Below are 18,049 nucleotides of genomic sequence, written 5' to 3' on the forward strand. Positions count from 1 at the left end.
GGCTTACCAGCGTTCGTTCCAGGGGCGCAGATCCAGCTCGAAAGTCCATGCGTCCCGGGGCTGACTGTGCAAGTACCAATAGTTCTCGGCGATGTGCTCGGGATTGAGGATGCCGTCCTCGTCCTTGGTCGCGTACTTTTCCGGAAAACTGTTGCGGATGAAATCAGTATCGATGGCGCCGTCGACGACGACATGGGCAACGTGAATATTCATCGGCCCCAGCTCGCGGGCCATGCTTTGAGCCAGTGCGCGAATCCCGTGCTTGGCGCCGGCGAAGGCTGCAAATCCTGCCGCACCGCGCAAGCCAGCGGTGGCGCCGGTGAACAGAATCGTGCCGCGTTGGCGCCTGGCCATCCGCTTGGCCACTTCACGGGCATTGAGAAAACCTGAGAAACAGGCCATTTCCCAGATCTTGAAATACTTGCGGGCAGTTTCTTCGAGAATGCTGCACGGCACATTGGCGCCGATGTTGAAAACAAACGCTTCGATGGGGCCGATCTCGGTCTCAATCTGCTCGACCAGCGCAATCACATCCTCTTCCTTACGTGCATCACAGGCAAATCCGTGGGCGTCACCGCCATTGGCCTTGATTGCATCGACCAATGGCTGGAGTTTGTCCGCGCTACGACGAGTGACGCAGGCAATGAAACCTTCCTGTGCAAAACGCTTGGCAATCGCGCCGCCGGTGGCATCACCGGCGCCGACAACCAGTACGACCTTCTTATTATTCATGGGTAGATCCCTTTGATGAACGATCGTTAACTGAACGAACGTTATGCTAGGATTTGGCATGCGTCAAGACAGTCAATCCTGAGGGCAAGGCAATGCGTTACTCGGCCAATCACAAGCTGGAAACAAGAGAGAAACTGCTGACAAGCAGCGCGGTGTCGGCCAAAAAGTCCGGTTTTTCCACGGTAGGCGTCGACGGGCTGATGAAGGCGATCGGCTTGAGTGGTGCTGCTTTCTACAGTCACTTTTCGTCGAAGGACGAACTGTTCGCTTCGATCGTTGAACGCGAGTTGCGCCAAAGCCTGGAGCGTTTGGGTGCTGATCAGGATTGCGACAGGCTCGAACGTTGCCTGAAGCATTATCTGAGCATGGCCCATGTCGAGCACCCGGAGTCCGGTTGCGCATTACCGGTATTGGGAGCCGAAATTGCTCGTTCAGATATCGCTGTTCGCCAGGAGGCGGAGGTCTGGATTTGTCGGCTGCAGGAGCGTTGGGCAAGTATTCTGGAAAGCGACAGTCTGGCGTGGGCGATTCTGTCGCAATGCATCGGTGCCTTGGTCGTGGCGCGAATGCTGGCCACTCCCGGCATCCAGCGCACCGTGCTGAAGTCCAGTTACGATGAGATTGGCCGCCAGATTGCCGGGCGGCATCAACCTATTTGCAAATGACGATCATGCTTCGGCTGGTATAGCCGGCAGGGTTGAGACCAAATGGATAATCACCTGGTTCTTCCACGGCATCTCCCGACTTGGCGATGACCTTGTAACCCTTGGGCGCGCACGAGTTGGCGGCGCTGGTGTAGCACTTGTCCCAGGATGACGAAAGCCCTGAACAATTGATATGCAGCCCTTTCTTGCCATGTTTGACTTGTGTTTTCGATGTCGCCGCGCAACCCGCAATTGCGAGTACGGCAATCAATAGCAAAATTCGTTTCATTACTGTCCTTATAGCGCTCCCGGATCTCGCGCCCGGGTGTGGCTGCATTCGCTTTCGATTGAAGCGTTCTGATATCCCTATCCTGAAAAATCCTTGGATGACATTCGGTTGCGGGCCTAAACATGGCCTAATTGAGCGGCAAATACCAGACCTGCGTCAAATCCTGTATCAATCCGCCGCGACCGCGGGCTTGGCAGCACTTCCCATGGTCATGGTCGCCCCCACGGAAGCCAGAATGATGCACATGATCGCCATCCACTGTGACAGTGTGAGGTATTCGTGGAGAAACAGCAGACCAGACAGCGCGCCAATAGCCGGTTCAATGCTCATCAATGTGCCGAAAGTCCGGGTTGGCATTCGGGTGAGCGCGACCATCTCCAGCGTATAGGGCAGGGCGGTGGACAGAAGGGCGACAGCGATGGCCACGGGGATCAATGACGGAGTCAGCAGGGCGGCACCGGCATGGACGATGCCGATAGGCGCGACGAACAGTGCGGCAATCATCACTCCCAACGCTGCGGTCTGTACGCCATTGTCGGCGCCGGCCTTCTGGCCGAACAGGATGTACAGCGCCCAGCACACCCCTGCACCCAAGGCATAACTGGCGCCTGCCAGGTCGATTCCCGCACTTGTCGCTCCTGTCGGTATCAATAGCAGCAAGCCGATAGCCGCCAAGGCAATCCACAAAAAGTCGATTGCGCGGCGTGAGGCATAGATAGCCACCGCCAGTGGCCCGGTGAACTCCAGGGCGACGGCAATACCCAGGGGGACGGTGCGCAAAGACATATAGAAGAGGAAGTTCATGCCGCCCAGTGCCATCCCGTAGACGATAACGGTACGCAAGGACTTTGCGGTGAGCTTCGCCCGCCATGGGCGCAACAGGATCAGCATGATCACGCTGGCGAAGAGCAGCCGCAGGGTGGTGGTCCCCTGAGCGCCGATAATCGGGAACATGCTTTTGGCCAATGAGGCGCCGGACTGGATCGACGCCATGGCTATTAAAAGCAGGCCCACCGAGAACAGGGTCGAGACGAGGCTGCGGGGATGGTCATTCATAGCGTGGCATCGTCCGAAGTGGGAAGCGAAAGTGTTGTTCTATGGTTTGGGCAATATATTGCGCATTCGCGACGGTCGCGTCTATATATAAGCAGCGATTTTGGGCAACCTGATAGAAAAGCCAAATCAGGGGTTGACGGCAGATTCTGGAAGTCTATAATTCGCCCCACTTCCGGCGCAGTCGAAACGGAAAACTCCTTGGTAAACAAAGAGTTACGCAGTTTTCGACGGCGAGTTGCTTCAGGTCATCGAAGCCCAGAAGGAGTTGATCAGGCGGGGTTGTTTGGCTTGGTTGACGGTTCGATCTTCTCGGTCGAAAGCGGAGAAAAAGAGGTGTTGACAGCAGCGAGTAACGCTGTGGAATTCGCCTCCCGCTAACGAGAGATCGGAAGCGCAAGTGGTTGAAGTTGCAAAGGAAACTTTGAAAACTTCTGAAAATAACCGCTTGACAGCAACAGAGGCTGCTGTAGAATGCGCGCCTCGGTTGAGACGAAAGATCTTAACCAACCGCTCTTTAACAACTGAATCAAGCAATTCGTGTGGGTGCTTGTGGAGTCAGACTGATAGTCAACAAGATTATCAGCATCACAAGTTACTCCGCGAGAAATCAAAGATGTAACCAACGATTGCTGAGCCAAGTTTAGGGTTTCTTAAAAACCCAAAGATGTTTGAACTGAAGAGTTTGATCATGGCTCAGATTGAACGCTGGCGGCAGGCCTAACACATGCAAGTCGAGCGGCAGCACGGGTACTTGTACCTGGTGGCGAGCGGCGGACGGGTGAGTAATGCCTAGGAATCTGCCTGGTAGTGGGGGATAACGCTCGGAAACGGACGCTAATACCGCATACGTCCTACGGGAGAAAGCAGGGGACCTTCGGGCCTTGCGCTATCAGATGAGCCTAGGTCGGATTAGCTAGTTGGTGAGGTAATGGCTCACCAAGGCGACGATCCGTAACTGGTCTGAGAGGATGATCAGTCACACTGGAACTGAGACACGGTCCAGACTCCTACGGGAGGCAGCAGTGGGGAATATTGGACAATGGGCGAAAGCCTGATCCAGCCATGCCGCGTGTGTGAAGAAGGTCTTCGGATTGTAAAGCACTTTAAGTTGGGAGGAAGGGCAGTTACCTAATACGTATCTGTTTTGACGTTACCGACAGAATAAGCACCGGCTAACTCTGTGCCAGCAGCCGCGGTAATACAGAGGGTGCAAGCGTTAATCGGAATTACTGGGCGTAAAGCGCGCGTAGGTGGTTTGTTAAGTTGGATGTGAAATCCCCGGGCTCAACCTGGGAACTGCATTCAAAACTGACAAGCTAGAGTATGGTAGAGGGTGGTGGAATTTCCTGTGTAGCGGTGAAATGCGTAGATATAGGAAGGAACACCAGTGGCGAAGGCGACCACCTGGACTGATACTGACACTGAGGTGCGAAAGCGTGGGGAGCAAACAGGATTAGATACCCTGGTAGTCCACGCCGTAAACGATGTCAACTAGCCGTTGGGAGCCTTGAGCTCTTAGTGGCGCAGCTAACGCATTAAGTTGACCGCCTGGGGAGTACGGCCGCAAGGTTAAAACTCAAATGAATTGACGGGGGCCCGCACAAGCGGTGGAGCATGTGGTTTAATTCGAAGCAACGCGAAGAACCTTACCAGGCCTTGACATCCAATGAACTTTCCAGAGATGGATTGGTGCCTTCGGGAACATTGAGACAGGTGCTGCATGGCTGTCGTCAGCTCGTGTCGTGAGATGTTGGGTTAAGTCCCGTAACGAGCGCAACCCTTGTCCTTAGTTACCAGCACGTAATGGTGGGCACTCTAAGGAGACTGCCGGTGACAAACCGGAGGAAGGTGGGGATGACGTCAAGTCATCATGGCCCTTACGGCCTGGGCTACACACGTGCTACAATGGTCGGTACAGAGGGTTGCCAAGCCGCGAGGTGGAGCTAATCCCAGAAAACCGATCGTAGTCCGGATCGCAGTCTGCAACTCGACTGCGTGAAGTCGGAATCGCTAGTAATCGCGAATCAGAATGTCGCGGTGAATACGTTCCCGGGCCTTGTACACACCGCCCGTCACACCATGGGAGTGGGTTGCACCAGAAGTAGCTAGTCTAACCTTCGGGAGGACGGTTACCACGGTGTGATTCATGACTGGGGTGAAGTCGTAACAAGGTAGCCGTAGGGGAACCTGCGGCTGGATCACCTCCTTAATCGACGACATCAGCTGCTCCATAAGTTCCCACACGAATTGCTTGATTCATTGAAGAAGACGATAGAAGCAGCTTTAAGCTCCAAGCTGATAGCTCCAAGCTAACAGTTGCGCGCTCGAAATTGGGTCTGTAGCTCAGTTGGTTAGAGCGCACCCCTGATAAGGGTGAGGTCGGCAGTTCGAATCTGCCCAGACCCACCAATTTTGTTATGGGGCCATAGCTCAGCTGGGAGAGCGCCTGCCTTGCACGCAGGAGGTCAACGGTTCGATCCCGTTTGGCTCCACCATATAACTGCTTCTGCTGTTAGAGTTTAGAAATGAATATTCCGGTGTGAATATTGATTTCTAGTCTTTGATTAGATCGTTCTTTAAAAATTTGGGTATGTGATAGAAAGATAGACTGGACGTTACTTTCACTGGTAACGGATCAGGCTAAGGTAAAATTTGTGAGTTGCTCTTAATTGAGTATTATCGAATTTTCGGCGAATGTCGTCTTCACAGTATAACCAGATTGCTTGGGGTTATATGGTCAAGTGAAGAAGCGCATACGGTGGATGCCTTGGCAGTCAGAGGCGATGAAAGACGTGGTAGCCTGCGAAAAGCTTCGGGGAGTCGGCAAACAGACTTTGATCCGGAGATGTCTGAATGGGGGAACCCAGCCATCATAAGATGGTTATCTTAAGCTGAATACATAGGCTTAAGAGGCGAACCAGGGGAACTGAAACATCTAAGTACCCTGAGGAAAAGAAATCAACCGAGATTCCCTTAGTAGTGGCGAGCGAACGGGGACTAGCCCTTAAGTGGCTTTGAGATTAGCGGAACGCTCTGGAAAGTGCGGCCATAGTGGGTGATAGCCCTGTACGCGAAAATCTCTTAGTCATGAAATCGAGTAGGACGGAGCACGAGAAACTTTGTCTGAATATGGGGGGACCATCCTCCAAGGCTAAATACTACTGACTGACCGATAGTGAACTAGTACCGTGAGGGAAAGGCGAAAAGAACCCCGGAGAGGGGAGTGAAATAGATCCTGAAACCGTATGCGTACAAGCAGTGGGAGCCCACTTTGTTGGGTGACTGCGTACCTTTTGTATAATGGGTCAGCGACTTATTTTCAGTGGCGAGCTTAACCGAATAGGGGAGGCGTAGCGAAAGCGAGTCTTAATAGGGCGTCTAGTCGCTGGGAATAGACCCGAAACCGGGCGATCTATCCATGGGCAGGTTGAAGGTTGGGTAACACTAACTGGAGGACCGAACCGACTACCGTTGAAAAGTTAGCGGATGACCTGTGGATCGGAGTGAAAGGCTAATCAAGCTCGGAGATAGCTGGTTCTCCTCGAAAGCTATTTAGGTAGCGCCTCATGTATCACTGTAGGGGGTAGAGCACTGTTTCGGCTAGGGGGTCATCCCGACTTACCAAACCGATGCAAACTCCGAATACCTACAAGTGCCGAGCATGGGAGACACACGGCGGGTGCTAACGTCCGTCGTGAAAAGGGAAACAACCCAGACCGTCAGCTAAGGTCCCAAAGTTATGGTTAAGTGGGAAACGATGTGGGAAGGCTTAGACAGCTAGGAGGTTGGCTTAGAAGCAGCCACCCTTTAAAGAAAGCGTAATAGCTCACTAGTCGAGTCGGCCTGCGCGGAAGATGTAACGGGGCTCAAACCATACACCGAAGCTACGGGTATCACTTAGGTGATGCGGTAGAGGAGCGTTCTGTAAGCCTGTGAAGGTGAGTTGAGAAGCTTGCTGGAGGTATCAGAAGTGCGAATGCTGACATGAGTAACGACAATGGGTGTGAAAAACACCCACGCCGAAAGACCAAGGTTTCCTGCGCAACGTTAATCGACGCAGGGTTAGTCGGTCCCTAAGGCGAGGCTGAAAAGCGTAGTCGATGGAAAACAGGTTAATATTCCTGTACTTCTGGTTATTGCGATGGAGGGACGGAGAAGGCTAGGCCAGCTTGGCGTTGGTTGTCCAAGTTTAAGGTGGTAGGCTGGAATCTTAGGTAAATCCGGGATTCTAAGGCCGAGAGCTGATGACGAGTGTTCTTTTAGAACACGAAGTGGTTGATGCCATGCTTCCAAGAAAAGCTTCTAAGCTTCAGGTAACCAGGAACCGTACCCCAAACCGACACAGGTGGTTGGGTAGAGAATACCAAGGCGCTTGAGAGAACTCGGGTGAAGGAACTAGGCAAAATGGCACCGTAACTTCGGGAGAAGGTGCGCCGGTGAGGGTGAAGCATTTACTGCGTAAGCCCATGCCGGTCGAAGATACCAGGCCGCTGCGACTGTTTATTAAAAACACAGCACTCTGCAAACACGAAAGTGGACGTATAGGGTGTGACGCCTGCCCGGTGCCGGAAGGTTAATTGATGGGGTTAGCTAACGCGAAGCTCTTGATCGAAGCCCCGGTAAACGGCGGCCGTAACTATAACGGTCCTAAGGTAGCGAAATTCCTTGTCGGGTAAGTTCCGACCTGCACGAATGGCGTAACGATGGCGGCGCTGTCTCCACCCGAGACTCAGTGAAATTGAAATCGCTGTGAAGATGCAGTGTATCCGCGGCTAGACGGAAAGACCCCGTGAACCTTTACTATAGCTTTGCACTGGACTTTGAATTTGCTTGTGTAGGATAGGTGGGAGGCTTTGAAGCGTGGACGCCAGTTCGCGTGGAGCCAACCTTGAAATACCACCCTGGCAACTTTGAGGTTCTAACTCAGGTCCGTTATCCGGATCGAGGACAGTGTATGGTGGGTAGTTTGACTGGGGCGGTCTCCTCCTAAAGAGTAACGGAGGAGTACGAAGGTGCGCTCAGACCGGTCGGAAATCGGTCGTAGAGTATAAAGGCAAAAGCGCGCTTGACTGCGAGACAGACACGTCGAGCAGGTACGAAAGTAGGTCTTAGTGATCCGGTGGTTCTGTATGGAAGGGCCATCGCTCAACGGATAAAAGGTACTCCGGGGATAACAGGCTGATACCGCCCAAGAGTTCATATCGACGGCGGTGTTTGGCACCTCGATGTCGGCTCATCACATCCTGGGGCTGAAGCCGGTCCCAAGGGTATGGCTGTTCGCCATTTAAAGTGGTACGCGAGCTGGGTTTAGAACGTCGTGAGACAGTTCGGTCCCTATCTGCCGTGGACGTTTGAGATTTGAGAGGGGCTGCTCCTAGTACGAGAGGACCGGAGTGGACGAACCTCTGGTGTTCCGGTTGTCACGCCAGTGGCATTGCCGGGTAGCTATGTTCGGAATAGATAACCGCTGAAAGCATCTAAGCGGGAAACTAGCCTCAAGATGAGATCTCACTGGGACCTTGAGTCCCCTGAAGGGCCGTCGAAGACTACGACGTTGATAGGTTGGGTGTGTAAGCGCTGTGAGGCGTTGAGCTAACCAATACTAATTGCCCGTGAGGCTTGACCATATAACACCCAAGCAATTTGCTGACCTGAAAAGGCACCAGATTGCGGTGTGTGAAGACGAAATGAACCGAAAGTTCGATTGTTCACAAACACCGAGATCTATCACATACCCATTCGCTGGAGCGTGCGCTGTAAGGCAAACGACCTGGCTACCGAATTTCTTGACGACCATAGAGCATTGGAACCACCTGATCCCATCCCGAACTCAGCAGTGAAACGATGCATCGCCGATGGTAGTGTGGGGTTTCCCCATGTGAGAGTAGGTCATCGTCAAGATTAAATTCCGAAACCCCAATTGCGAAAGCAATTGGGGTTTTGTTTTGTCCGCAGGAAAGTGGCGCAAAGAAAAGGGCAGTCTGATAACTGCCCCAGGATCCGTCTGCGTCGTTAGTGAAACTTCGGCAGTACGTGTTCTGCTATTTCTTCAATAACCTCTGCCACAGGGCGTTCGCTACGACGCATGTGCAAGCCGACATGCTGCACACCAGCCTCACGTAACGCCTGAAGCTCATCAATCAAGGCCAGCCGTCCACAACTGCCACCGAAGCGCACACGTCGCATGGGGGTATGAGGATTAGCAGTCAGGTCCAAGTGTACGAAGCTGATATAAGGCTTATCGCCTCCAACTTCCCGCCACAGCCCCACTCGACGTCGGTGCTCATCCGGCGTACCAGGGTAGGCGAGCCAACCATCCATGTGCTCACCAATCCAGGCCGGTGATTGTTGACCAAGACCTGCAACCAGCAGTGGCATAGGCTGATTTCGCTCCGGCAGCAGGAGAGCGCCCTCAGGTAAACGACCTTCACCCTGGCTGCGGATCAATTCAACCGTATCGCGAAAGATCTCCCCGCGCTGATCGTAATCCACCCCAAACAACGGATACTCCATCGGCCGGTCACCACTGGCCACCCCAAGGAGCAGACGCCCGTCACTCAGTTCATCAACACTGTTGGCGGCCTTGAGCGTTAGCCAAGGCTGACGCAATGGCAGCACAACCGCTGCTGTACCGAGCATGATGTTCTCCGTAATCCCGGCCAAATACCCAAGGTAAGAAAAGGTCTCATAGACCTGTGCAGCGTCGCCAAAGTTGGGGTCGTAAACCGGCACATCACGTACCCAAAGTGCGCGAAAACCTGCGTTGTCAGCCAAACGTGCCATCGCCGCGTGCTGCTTCAAGTCGGGGACACCAAAAGGCCGATCCTGAGCGATCCGCAGCCGCTGTCCATCACTGGACCAATCATTATCCAGCGGCAGTTCCAGTCCGATGGAAAATCCATTCGAGCCGAGTAATCGTTGAAATCGTGGATGCATGAAAAGACTCCCAAACAACAAAATGGAATGACATGCACCCAGTATCTACAGGCTCATCTACAAGAAAAATGCATGAATCGGAATATCAATCTTGAGCAAAACGCACGAGTCAAAGAAAAAGCCGACCGTCGTTTTGACCCTCAAGGACAACCATTCGAGAAAATCCCAATAAAGTGACTGCACAGTTTTTGGTATGGTGCAGCTCGTTTTTTAACGGATTGATTTGCAGGCCTAAGGATCGCCCTCTTTTTTAGTCATAGAGCCGCTACAGAAATGCCCGAACCGATACCCATCAAGGACCACGAAAAAGAGACGCGTCTGGTCAACAAGCGGCTGATCGCCTGCGCCTTGTTCGTCGCCGCCATTTCCTGCGCGCTTGTGGTGCGCATGTATGTCCTGCAAGTGGTCGAATACGACTATCACTCGACAATCTCCGAAAACAACCGCGTCCATGTCCTGCCGATCACCCCGACCCGCGGGCTGATCTACGACCGCAACGGCGTAGTCCTCGCGGATAACCGTCCCAGTTTCAACCTCACCATCACCCGCGAACGCGCCTCCGATGTCAAAGAGGAGCTCGATGAGGTGGTCAACCTCCTGCACTTGCCAGCCGAAGACCGGACACTGTTCGACAAGGCCATGAAACAGGCGCGCCACCCGTTCGTGCCGGTCACACTGTTCTACGAGCTCAGTGAACAGCAAATCGCGGTTCTCGCGGTCAATGAGTTCCGTCTGCCGGGGATCGATGTCGAGCCCCAGTTCGTGCGCCATTACCCGTTTGGCGCACACTTTGCGCACTCGATCGGTTACGTTGGTCGTATCAACGAAAAAGAATCCAAAGCCCTCGACACGGTGGAGTACCGCGGCACCCAATCCATCGGCAAAACCGGCATTGAAAAATTCTACGAGTCGCAATTGCACGGCCAGGTGGGTTACGAAGAAGTCGAAACCAATGCCCAGGGCCGCGTACTGCGAGTGCTCAAGCACACCGATCCGATCCCCGGCAAAAACATTGTCCTGAGCCTGGACGTCAAACTTCAGGAAGCGGCCGAGGAAGCCTTGGGTGATCGTCGTGGTTCGGTGGTGGCGCTCGATCCATCGACCGGTGAAGTGCTGGCCATGGTCAGCAAGCCCAGTTTCGACCCGAACCTGTTCGTCACCGGCATCAGCTTCAAGGAATACGCGGCGCTGCACGACTCCATCGATCGGCCGCTCTTCAACCGCGTTCTGCGCGGCCTCTACGCGCCAGGTTCGACCATCAAACCCGAGGTGGCCATTGCCGGCCTCGACGCTGGCGTCGTCACCCCTCAGACCCGTGTCTTTGACCCCGGTTATTACCAGCTCCCGGACTTTGATCACAAATACCGTAACTGGAACCACAGCGGCGACGGCTGGGTCGACATGGACGCGGCGATCATGCGCTCCAACGACACCTACTTCTATGACCTGGCCCACAAGCTGGGCATTGATCGCCTGCACGACTACATGGCCATGTTCGGCCTCGGCGAAAAAGTCTCGCTGGACATGTTCGAAGAGTCTGCCGGCTTGATGCCATCGCAAGCGTGGAAGCGCGCCACGCGCCGTCAGGCCTGGTTCCCGGGCGAAACCGTGATCCTTGGCATCGGCCAGGGTTATATGCAGGTCACGCCGCTGCAGCTGGCCCAGGCCACCGCGCTGATTGCCAACAAAGGTGTGTGGAACCGACCGCACCTGGCAAAGACCGTGGATGGCGTAGCGCCGGTGGACGAGCACCCTATGCCGAACATCCTGCTCAAGGATCCGCGTGACTGGGAGCAGGTCAACCATGGCATGCAGATGGTGATGCACGACGCCCGCGGGATTGCCAGAGCCGCCGCGCAGGGCGCTCAGTACCGCATTGCCGGCAAGAGTGGTACCGCGCAAGTCGTCGCGATCAAGCAAGGCGAGCGCTACAACCGGGCGAAAACCCTGGAGCGCAACCGCGACAATGCCTTGTTCGTCGGCTTCGCCCCGGCCGAGCACCCGAAGATCGTCATCTCGGTGATGATTGAAAACGGAGAGGCCGGTGGTCGCGTCGCCGGCCCAGTGGTGCGGCAGATCATGGACGCCTGGTTACTCGATCAGGACGGCCATCTAAAGCCGCAATACGCCACGCCGAGCAAAGCTCCGGGCGACCCTCACGTCTAAGCGCTCAAAGCTTCACAGCACAGGCTCGCGAATACTGAGCATGTGCTGTGAAGCTCGAGGAAGACCGTTTCGGCTTGACTCATCTTCTGCTCGCGGGTCCACAACAGCTGAATATCGAAACCCACCACCCCATCCTCCGGCGGCCATCTGGTGCTGTCCCTGGGGTTCGATATTTTCGAACAGGACCCGCAGCGCAAAGTGGCAGTGACCCGTGAAGGGTTCGCGGTGTTGGGCGAACGGATTCATAGCCTTGGGTTGCCGTGTCTGATTGTGCAGGAGGGCGGGTATCACCTGGAGAGTCTTGAGGACAATGCCCGGGCGTTTTTTGTGAATGCCGAGGTGTGGCAGCTCTGAGATCATTGGGGCCAGGTACGTCACCTTCGCGGGCAAGCCTCGCTCCTACAGGTTATTTGCCTGGGGGGAAATTTTGGTTCGCCTCAACCCTGTAGGAGCGAGGCTTGCCCGCGAAGAAAGATGACTCGGTCCACCTGACAGAACACAAGTGCTGTAAGGCACTTGCCATCGCCCTGACGTTAACGTAAAGATTGCGGCAGGGCGCTGAACTTGAAAGGCGCAAAGCGGACCGATCCGGAGCGCTTGATGACGCTAATAAAAACACCTTCTCCCAAGCTGCACCGCGAAGCCCGGCTGGCCCGGGAAAAACTCCATCTGGAGGGCGAAGTCCCCGATGGTGTTCTGCGGGCAGAAATCGATGCGTCGTGGCGGCGCAGCCTCAGCCATGGCGTGCATTTCAACGCCAAGCACGAACTGGCGCTGGAATCGAGCGCCAGCCTCGACGTGCTGTTGGCAAGCAATCGCCTGCTGATCGACGCCGCATTACCGGCCATCGACTACCTGGCTGAACGCCAAGGCAAGGAAGGCCTGATCATCCTCGCCAACTCCGACGCCACCATCCTCGCCGTCGAAGGACGCGCCGACCGCCTCAAGGGCAGCGGCCTGCAAGACATCACCCTGGGCGCCTGCTGGAGCGAAGCCGCTCGTGGTACCAACGCACTGGGCACCGCACTGGTGGAAGCCCGGCCGACGATGATCGATTGCGGCGAGCATTACCTCGATCGTCTCAGCGATTTCTCCTGCACATCGGTGCCGATCCATTGCCCCCAAGGCGACATCCTCGGCGTCCTTGACCTGACCCGCGAAGGCCCCCTCGGCCGCGTTCATGACAGCACCGCGTTGCTGGCCATGGCCGTCAGCCAGATCGAAAGCCGCGTGTTCAACGCCAGTTACCCGGACGAAATCGTCCTCGCGTTCCACAGCCGTCGGCAATACCTTGAATCCCCTTGGCAGGGCCTGCTGGCGGTGAGTCTCGGCGGACAGATCCTGGCGGTCAGCGCGCAAGCCTGTCAGTTGCTGCGTGCCGAGCGTTCGGCCCTGGTCGGTCGGCGTTGCGAGGAGTTTCTCGGTGTCGATGGCCTGCAATTGCTGTCCCGTCTGCATCAAGGTGGCGTCGGCAGTTTGCAGACCGCCAAAGGCGAATTCTTCTACAAAACCCTGCGGGCGCCGCAACGTTCCATCAACGTCAGCACACCGCCGCGCAGCCCCGCGAAAACCGCCAAGCCACAACCGGATCTCGAATCCCTGGCCGGCAGTAACGTGCGTTATGCCCGGGCCTTGCGCATGGCCCGCCAAGGACTGGCCAATGAATTGCCGGTATTGCTGCTCGGTGAAACCGGCACCGGTAAAGAAGTCATCGCCCGTGCGCTGCACATGGCCGGAACCCGCTGTGACAAACCTTTCGTTGCGGTGAACTGCGCGGCAATCCCTGAAGGCCTGATCGAGTCGGAACTGTTCGGCTACCGCGAAGGCGCCTTCACCGGCTCCCGTCGTGGCGGCATGATCGGACGACTGCAACAGGCCCACGGCGGCACCTTGTTCCTCGACGAAATCGGTGACATGCCGCTGGCCTTGCAGGCCCGTCTGCTGCGGGTGTTGCAGGACCGTAAAGTGGCGCCGCTGGGCGCGGGCGAGGAACAAGACATCGACGTCGCGCTGATCTGCGCCACCCACCGAGACCTCAAGCGCCTGGTCGAAGAAAAACACTTCCGTGAAGACCTGTTCTACCGGGTCAACGGCATCAGTGTGATGCTCCCGGCCCTGCGCGAGCGCGAGGATTTCAGCAGCTTGGTTGCTCGTCTGCTGGCCAAACTTGATGCCCCGACGATGGTCCTGCATGACGATCTGAGTCGCTTGCTCGACGGCTACCATTGGCCAGGCAACATTCGCCAACTGGAAATGGTCCTGCGCACCGCGCTGGCCATGCGCGAACCCGGGGACACGGTGCTCACCCTCGACCACCTGCCCGACAGCATGCTCGACGAACTGACCGCCACTGAACGCCCGGCATCGGGCAGCATTCGCGAAAACGAACTGGAGCTGATCCGCCAGGCCCTGGACAGCCATCAGGGCAACGTCTCGGCCGCCGCCGACGCCTTGGGCATCAGCCGCGCGACCCTGTATCGCAAGCTCAAACAGTTGCGTTCGTGATGCAGCGCTTGATCGTTCGGCTGATCGACAGCCAGAACCCCGAAGCCCTGCAAGCGGCGTTGCGTTGGCTCTACAGTTTTGTACGCCCGCATCGATTGGCGATTGCCGGGCTGCTCGGCTTGTCGGTCTGCGCTTCGTCGCTGGTGCTGGTGCAGCCGTGGCTGACCAAACTATTGATCGACGATGGCTTGCTGGCGAAAAACTTCCCCATGCTGGTGTTGATTGCCGGATTGATGATTCTCGCCGGGCTGCTCGGCACAGCGCTGTCGGGGATCAATCGCTACCTGCACACGCGACTGTCCGGGCGGATTCTGTTCTCGCTGCGCGACGACCTTTATCGACATCTGCAAACCCTGTCACCGAGCTTCTATGGACAGCGGCGCATCGGTGATCTGATGTCGCGCCTGGATGGCGACGTTGCGGAGATCCAGCGCTTCGCTGTGGATTCGCTGTTCTCGGCGGTATCGAGCGTGGTTGGCCTGGTGGTGGCGGTGGCGATGCTGCTGACCCTGTCGTGGAAACTTTCACTGCTGGCATTGGTGCTGATTCCCCTCGACATCCTCTGGCTGCGCTGGATGCGGCGCAAAGTCGAGCGCGATGTACGGCAGTTGCGCGAGCGCTCGGCGGACATGTCCTCGTTCATGGTCGAGACCTTGCCGGTGATGAAATTCATCCAGTCTGCCGGCCAGCAACAACGCGAATCGCGCCGTCTGGAGTCGCTTGGTCAAGGCTATATGAGCCAGCTGCTGCGCCTGCAAGTCACCGAGTTTTTTACCCAGGCGGTGCCCGGCACGCTGACGTCATTGTCCCGGGCCTGTGCGTTTTTGATTGGCGGTTATTGGGTGGTGCAGGGGACCTGGCAACTGGGCGCGCTGATCGCGTTTTCCACGTACCTGGGGATGGCGGTCGGACCGGTTCAGAGCCTGCTCGGGCTCTATGTGGCGATTCAGCGGATGACCGTCAGCCTCGGCCGGGTCATGGAACTGCGCGGTGAAGAACCGACCGTGCTAACACCGGTTGAACCCAAGCCGATGCCGACCTCTGGCGAGTTGCGTTTCGACGACGTGCACTTCAGCCATCCCGGTCGTCCGACGACCTTGCGCGGCATCGAAGCGCGCATTCCCTATGGCTTGAAAGTCGCCCTGAGCGGCGGCTCCGGCGTCGGTAAATCAACGCTGATCGATCTGCTGCAACGCCATCACGATCCGCAAGCTGGCCGGGTGCTGCTGGGCGAGGTCGATCTGCGTGAACTGGACCTGTTCCAGCTGCGTCGGCGGATAGCCGTGGTCAGTCAGGACATCGTACTGTTTCGCGGCAGCCTGGCCGACAACCTCGCTTACGCGGTGCCGGACGCCAGCCGTGAAGCGATTGCCGAAGTCGCAAGGCTGGCGCAACTCGACAGCCTGATCGAATCGTTGCCCGAAGGTCTCGACAGTCCGTTGGGCGAACGCGGCCAGCAGTTGTCCGGCGGGCAGAAACAGCGGATCGCCATCGCCCGGGCGTTGTTGCAGGATCCGCTGATTCTGGTGTTGGATGAAGCGACCTCGGCGGTGGATGAAGCCACCGAGCGCGAAGTCATCGAGGCCATCGACCGACTGTTTGCCGGGCGCACGCGGATCCTGATCAGCCATCGTCCTTCCACCCTGGCTGATGCTGATGTGCGTTTTGAATTGCTCGACGGCGTGCTCACATCAAAAACGGTGCTGCATGAAGCCTGAGCTAAGGATTGGCGTGGTCGACAGCGGACATTCGGCGGCGCAACGGGTGCAGGTGATCGCCGGACGGCGTTTTTCGCTGCTGGAGGATGGCCTGGCCGAGAGCGACTTGCGTGACGACCCGCTGGGCCACGGCAGCGCGGTGATCGAAGCCATCGGGCGGCGAGCCCCTGCGGCGGTGTTTTGCGTGGGGCAGGTGTTTGACCAGCGCGGCGTCACCAGCGCCTTGCAGATTGCCAGCGCTATCGACTGGCTGGTGGCGCAGGATGTTCGCTTGATTAATTTGAGCCTTGGATTACGCCAGGATCGCAGCCTGTTGCGCGAAGCCTGCGCAGCGGCGGTGGCGCGGGGCATTTTGTTGTGTGCCTCCAGCCCGGCCCAGGGCGAGGGTGTGTATCCGGCGAATTATCCACAGGTGCTGCGCGTCACCGGCGATGCGCGTTGCGCCGAGCATGAATGGTCGTGGCTCAACAGTGCCCAGGCCGATTTCGCGGCGTGCGTGCATGGGACCTATCCGGGACAGTCCGGTGCGAGCCTTGGGTGTGCGGCGTTGAGCGGACATATTGCGAGTTTCCTGGTTGCCCATCCCGACGCGAGTAACGAGCACGTCATCGAGTGGCTGCGCGAGAACGCCCGCTATCGCGGCCCTGAACGGCGCTTCGGCGCATGATTGTGATTCTTGGCGCTGGACCTGCCGGGGCGGCAGTCGCCCTGGGTTTGCGGCGACTCGGTTATGCGGTGACCCTGGTCAGCGAGTGGCGCCGGTTTGCGGCACTGGAAGGCGTTTCGCTTCGGGTGCTGGAGGCCCTGCGCGGCGCGGGCCTGCAGCAGGCGTTGGCGGATGCGGCGTTGCCCTCCCAGCGGCAGGTGTCATGGAACGGACAGCAACATGCGCAGAACACCGAATTTCTGTTGGATCGCCCGAGCTTCGACCGAGGTTTGCGCGAAGACCTGCGTCTGGCAGGTGTTGAGCTGATCGAAGGGCGGGTGCTGAGCGTTCAGGCCTCGGCGGTGGGGCATCGGGTCGAGATTGAAGGGCGCGAGGCGCTGCTTGCGGATTTTCTGGTAGAGGCCCGCGGACGCCAGGCGCCCGCACTGGGCAAAGGCCTGCGTGGGCCGGAGACGGTCAGCCTGCTCAATCGTTGGCAAGGCACGCCGGGCAGCACCGCCAGCGCGGTGGAAAGCCTTGAGGACGGCTGGGCGTGGATGGCGCGGCGGGCCGATGGTCAGTGTTATTGGCAATGGACGGTGGACGTGGCCAGCGCGCAATTGCCAGGCAAGGCGACGTTGCCGGATTACTGCCGCGCACGGCGTCAGGGTTCGGCATGGGCGCGTGAGTTTTTCGGCGCCGGGCCTGAGACCGATCTCCAACTGCATGCGCGCAGCAGCACGGCGATTTTGAGTCCGCAGGTCTGTGGTGATCACTGGATCCGGGTCGGCGATGCCGCGATGGCGGTGGATCCGCTGTCGGGCAATGGCATTTTCCAGTCCTTGTCTTCAGCGTTACAGGCGCCCACGGTGATCAACACGTTAGTGCGTAAACCGGAACGGGCGGCGCTGGCCCAACGGTTTCATCAGCAGCGGGTGGAGCAGCTGTTTTTGCGCTTTGCGCGGATCGGTCGCGACTTTTACGCCGATGAGCAGAGGTGGCTGGAGCAGCCGTTCTGGCAGGCACGGCGGCAGTGGCCGGATGCCGAAGTTGCCCATGCCGAGGCGGATTTTGCGGCGTTGAGGATTGAGCGGGCGCCGGTGTTGAAAGATGGGTTTGTCGATGAAGCCGAGGTGGTGATCACGGCGGATCAGCCGTTGGGGATCTGGCATGTGCAAGGGGTTGAACTGGCGCCGTTGGTGCGGCGGTTGCGGACCGAACCGGCCGAGCAGGTGCTGGCGGGGTTGACGGCGGAGCAGGGGCGGATGGTTCGGAGTTGGTTACTGTCGCAAGGCTTCAAACCCTAACCGATCGTTCCCGCGCAGAGCGTGGGAACGATCAGCGAAGAACGGCGCTA

The 18,049-nt window shown here is 57.3% G+C and carries 10 protein-coding genes, 2 tRNA genes, 3 rRNA genes and 2 pseudogenes; 12 read left to right on the top strand and 5 right to left on the bottom strand.

Going from position 1 to position 18,049, the window contains the following annotated elements; genetic code table 11:
* Positions 1–3: 3 nt before the first annotated feature.
* Positions 4–732: an SDR family oxidoreductase gene (locus tag RHP74_RS09345; protein WP_010461132.1), complete on the bottom strand. Its 729-nt coding sequence runs from the start codon at positions 730–732 to the stop codon at positions 4–6.
* A 92-nt stretch (positions 733–824) separates the two neighbouring features.
* Here RHP74_RS09345 and RHP74_RS09350 point away from each other — a divergent pair, with 92 nt between their 5' ends.
* Complete coding sequence (locus RHP74_RS09350) at positions 825–1,397, top strand: TetR/AcrR family transcriptional regulator (RefSeq protein ID WP_282411634.1); 573 nt, start codon at positions 825–827, stop codon at positions 1,395–1,397.
* Here the strand turns inward: RHP74_RS09350 and RHP74_RS09355 are convergent.
* Both RHP74_RS09355 and rhtA read right to left on the bottom strand, forming a co-directional pair.
* A complete protein-coding gene (locus RHP74_RS09355) occupies positions 1,384–1,665 on the bottom strand; it encodes a hypothetical protein (RefSeq protein WP_010461128.1) in 282 nt (93 codons plus the stop codon). The genes RHP74_RS09350 and RHP74_RS09355 overlap by 14 nt on opposite strands.
* Before the next feature lie 168 nt (positions 1,666–1,833).
* Positions 1,834–2,721 carry a threonine/homoserine exporter RhtA gene (rhtA, locus tag RHP74_RS09360; protein ID WP_010461127.1) on the bottom strand — a complete coding sequence of 296 codons (888 nt, stop codon included), beginning with the start codon at positions 2,719–2,721 and terminating at the stop codon, positions 1,834–1,836.
* A 670-nt stretch (positions 2,722–3,391) separates the two neighbouring features.
* On the opposite strand from rhtA, the gene RHP74_RS09365 reads away from it, so the two are divergent.
* The 5 genes from RHP74_RS09365 (at position 3,392) to rrf (ending at position 8,622) form a co-directional block, all read left to right on the top strand.
* Positions 3,392–4,930 (top strand): 16S ribosomal RNA (locus RHP74_RS09365).
* Between the two features lie 123 nt (positions 4,931–5,053).
* Positions 5,054–5,130 (top strand) — tRNA-Ile (locus tag RHP74_RS09370).
* Positions 5,131–5,140: 10 nt separating this feature from the next.
* Positions 5,141–5,216, top strand: a tRNA-Ala gene (locus tag RHP74_RS09375).
* Between the two features lie 240 nt (positions 5,217–5,456).
* Positions 5,457–8,348: ribosomal RNA gene (locus RHP74_RS09380) — 23S ribosomal RNA — on the top strand.
* A 158-nt stretch (positions 8,349–8,506) separates the two neighbouring features.
* Positions 8,507–8,622, top strand: a 5S ribosomal RNA gene (rrf, locus tag RHP74_RS09385).
* Together the 16S, 23S and 5S rRNA genes with 2 tRNA genes alongside form the textbook arrangement of a ribosomal RNA operon.
* 111 nt (positions 8,623–8,733) lie before the next feature.
* Here the strand turns inward: rrf and RHP74_RS09390 are convergent.
* A complete protein-coding gene (locus RHP74_RS09390; RefSeq protein ID WP_311099048.1) occupies positions 8,734–9,657 on the bottom strand; it encodes a TIGR03571 family LLM class oxidoreductase in 924 nt (307 codons plus the stop codon).
* Positions 9,658–9,930: 273 nt separating this feature from the next.
* Between RHP74_RS09390 and mrdA the strand changes: the two genes are divergently transcribed.
* Positions 9,931–11,823 (top strand): penicillin-binding protein 2, encoded by a 1,893-nt coding sequence (gene mrdA, locus RHP74_RS09395; RefSeq protein ID WP_010458391.1) that lies wholly within the window; start codon positions 9,931–9,933, stop codon positions 11,821–11,823.
* 12 nt (positions 11,824–11,835) lie between these two features.
* Here the strand turns inward: mrdA and RHP74_RS09400 are convergent.
* Positions 11,836–11,972, bottom strand: a pseudogene (locus RHP74_RS09400) (LysR family transcriptional regulator); the annotation flags it as partial.
* Between RHP74_RS09400 and RHP74_RS09405 the strand changes: the two are divergent.
* The 5 genes and pseudogenes from RHP74_RS09405 to RHP74_RS09425 form a co-directional block, all read left to right on the top strand.
* Positions 11,971–12,177: pseudogene (locus tag RHP74_RS09405) on the top strand (histone deacetylase family protein); the annotation flags it as partial. The pseudogenes RHP74_RS09400 and RHP74_RS09405 sit on opposite strands and share 2 nt — an antisense overlap.
* A 246-nt stretch (positions 12,178–12,423) precedes the next feature.
* The gene (locus RHP74_RS09410) at positions 12,424–14,328 is read left to right on the top strand and encodes a sigma-54-dependent Fis family transcriptional regulator (RefSeq protein WP_077748922.1); all 1,905 of its coding nucleotides are present in this window, start codon (positions 12,424–12,426) and stop codon (positions 14,326–14,328) included.
* A complete protein-coding gene (locus RHP74_RS09415) occupies positions 14,328–16,046 on the top strand; it encodes an ABC transporter ATP-binding protein (protein WP_304873067.1) in 1,719 nt (572 codons plus the stop codon). Before RHP74_RS09410 ends, RHP74_RS09415 begins: the two co-directional genes overlap by 1 nt.
* Positions 16,036–16,713, top strand: a complete 678-nt coding sequence (locus tag RHP74_RS09420; RefSeq protein WP_010458395.1) for a S8 family serine peptidase — start codon at positions 16,036–16,038, stop codon at positions 16,711–16,713. Before RHP74_RS09415 ends, RHP74_RS09420 begins: the two co-directional genes overlap by 11 nt.
* Complete coding sequence (locus RHP74_RS09425) at positions 16,710–17,999, top strand: FAD-dependent monooxygenase (protein ID WP_311099051.1); 1,290 nt, start codon at positions 16,710–16,712, stop codon at positions 17,997–17,999. The genes RHP74_RS09420 and RHP74_RS09425 overlap by 4 nt, the downstream gene beginning before the upstream one ends.
* The last annotated feature ends 50 nt before the right edge of the window (positions 18,000–18,049 follow it).

This window comes from Pseudomonas sp. SG20052, assembly GCF_031766055.1.
Taxonomy (GTDB): domain Bacteria; phylum Pseudomonadota; class Gammaproteobacteria; order Pseudomonadales; family Pseudomonadaceae; genus Aquipseudomonas; species Aquipseudomonas mandelii.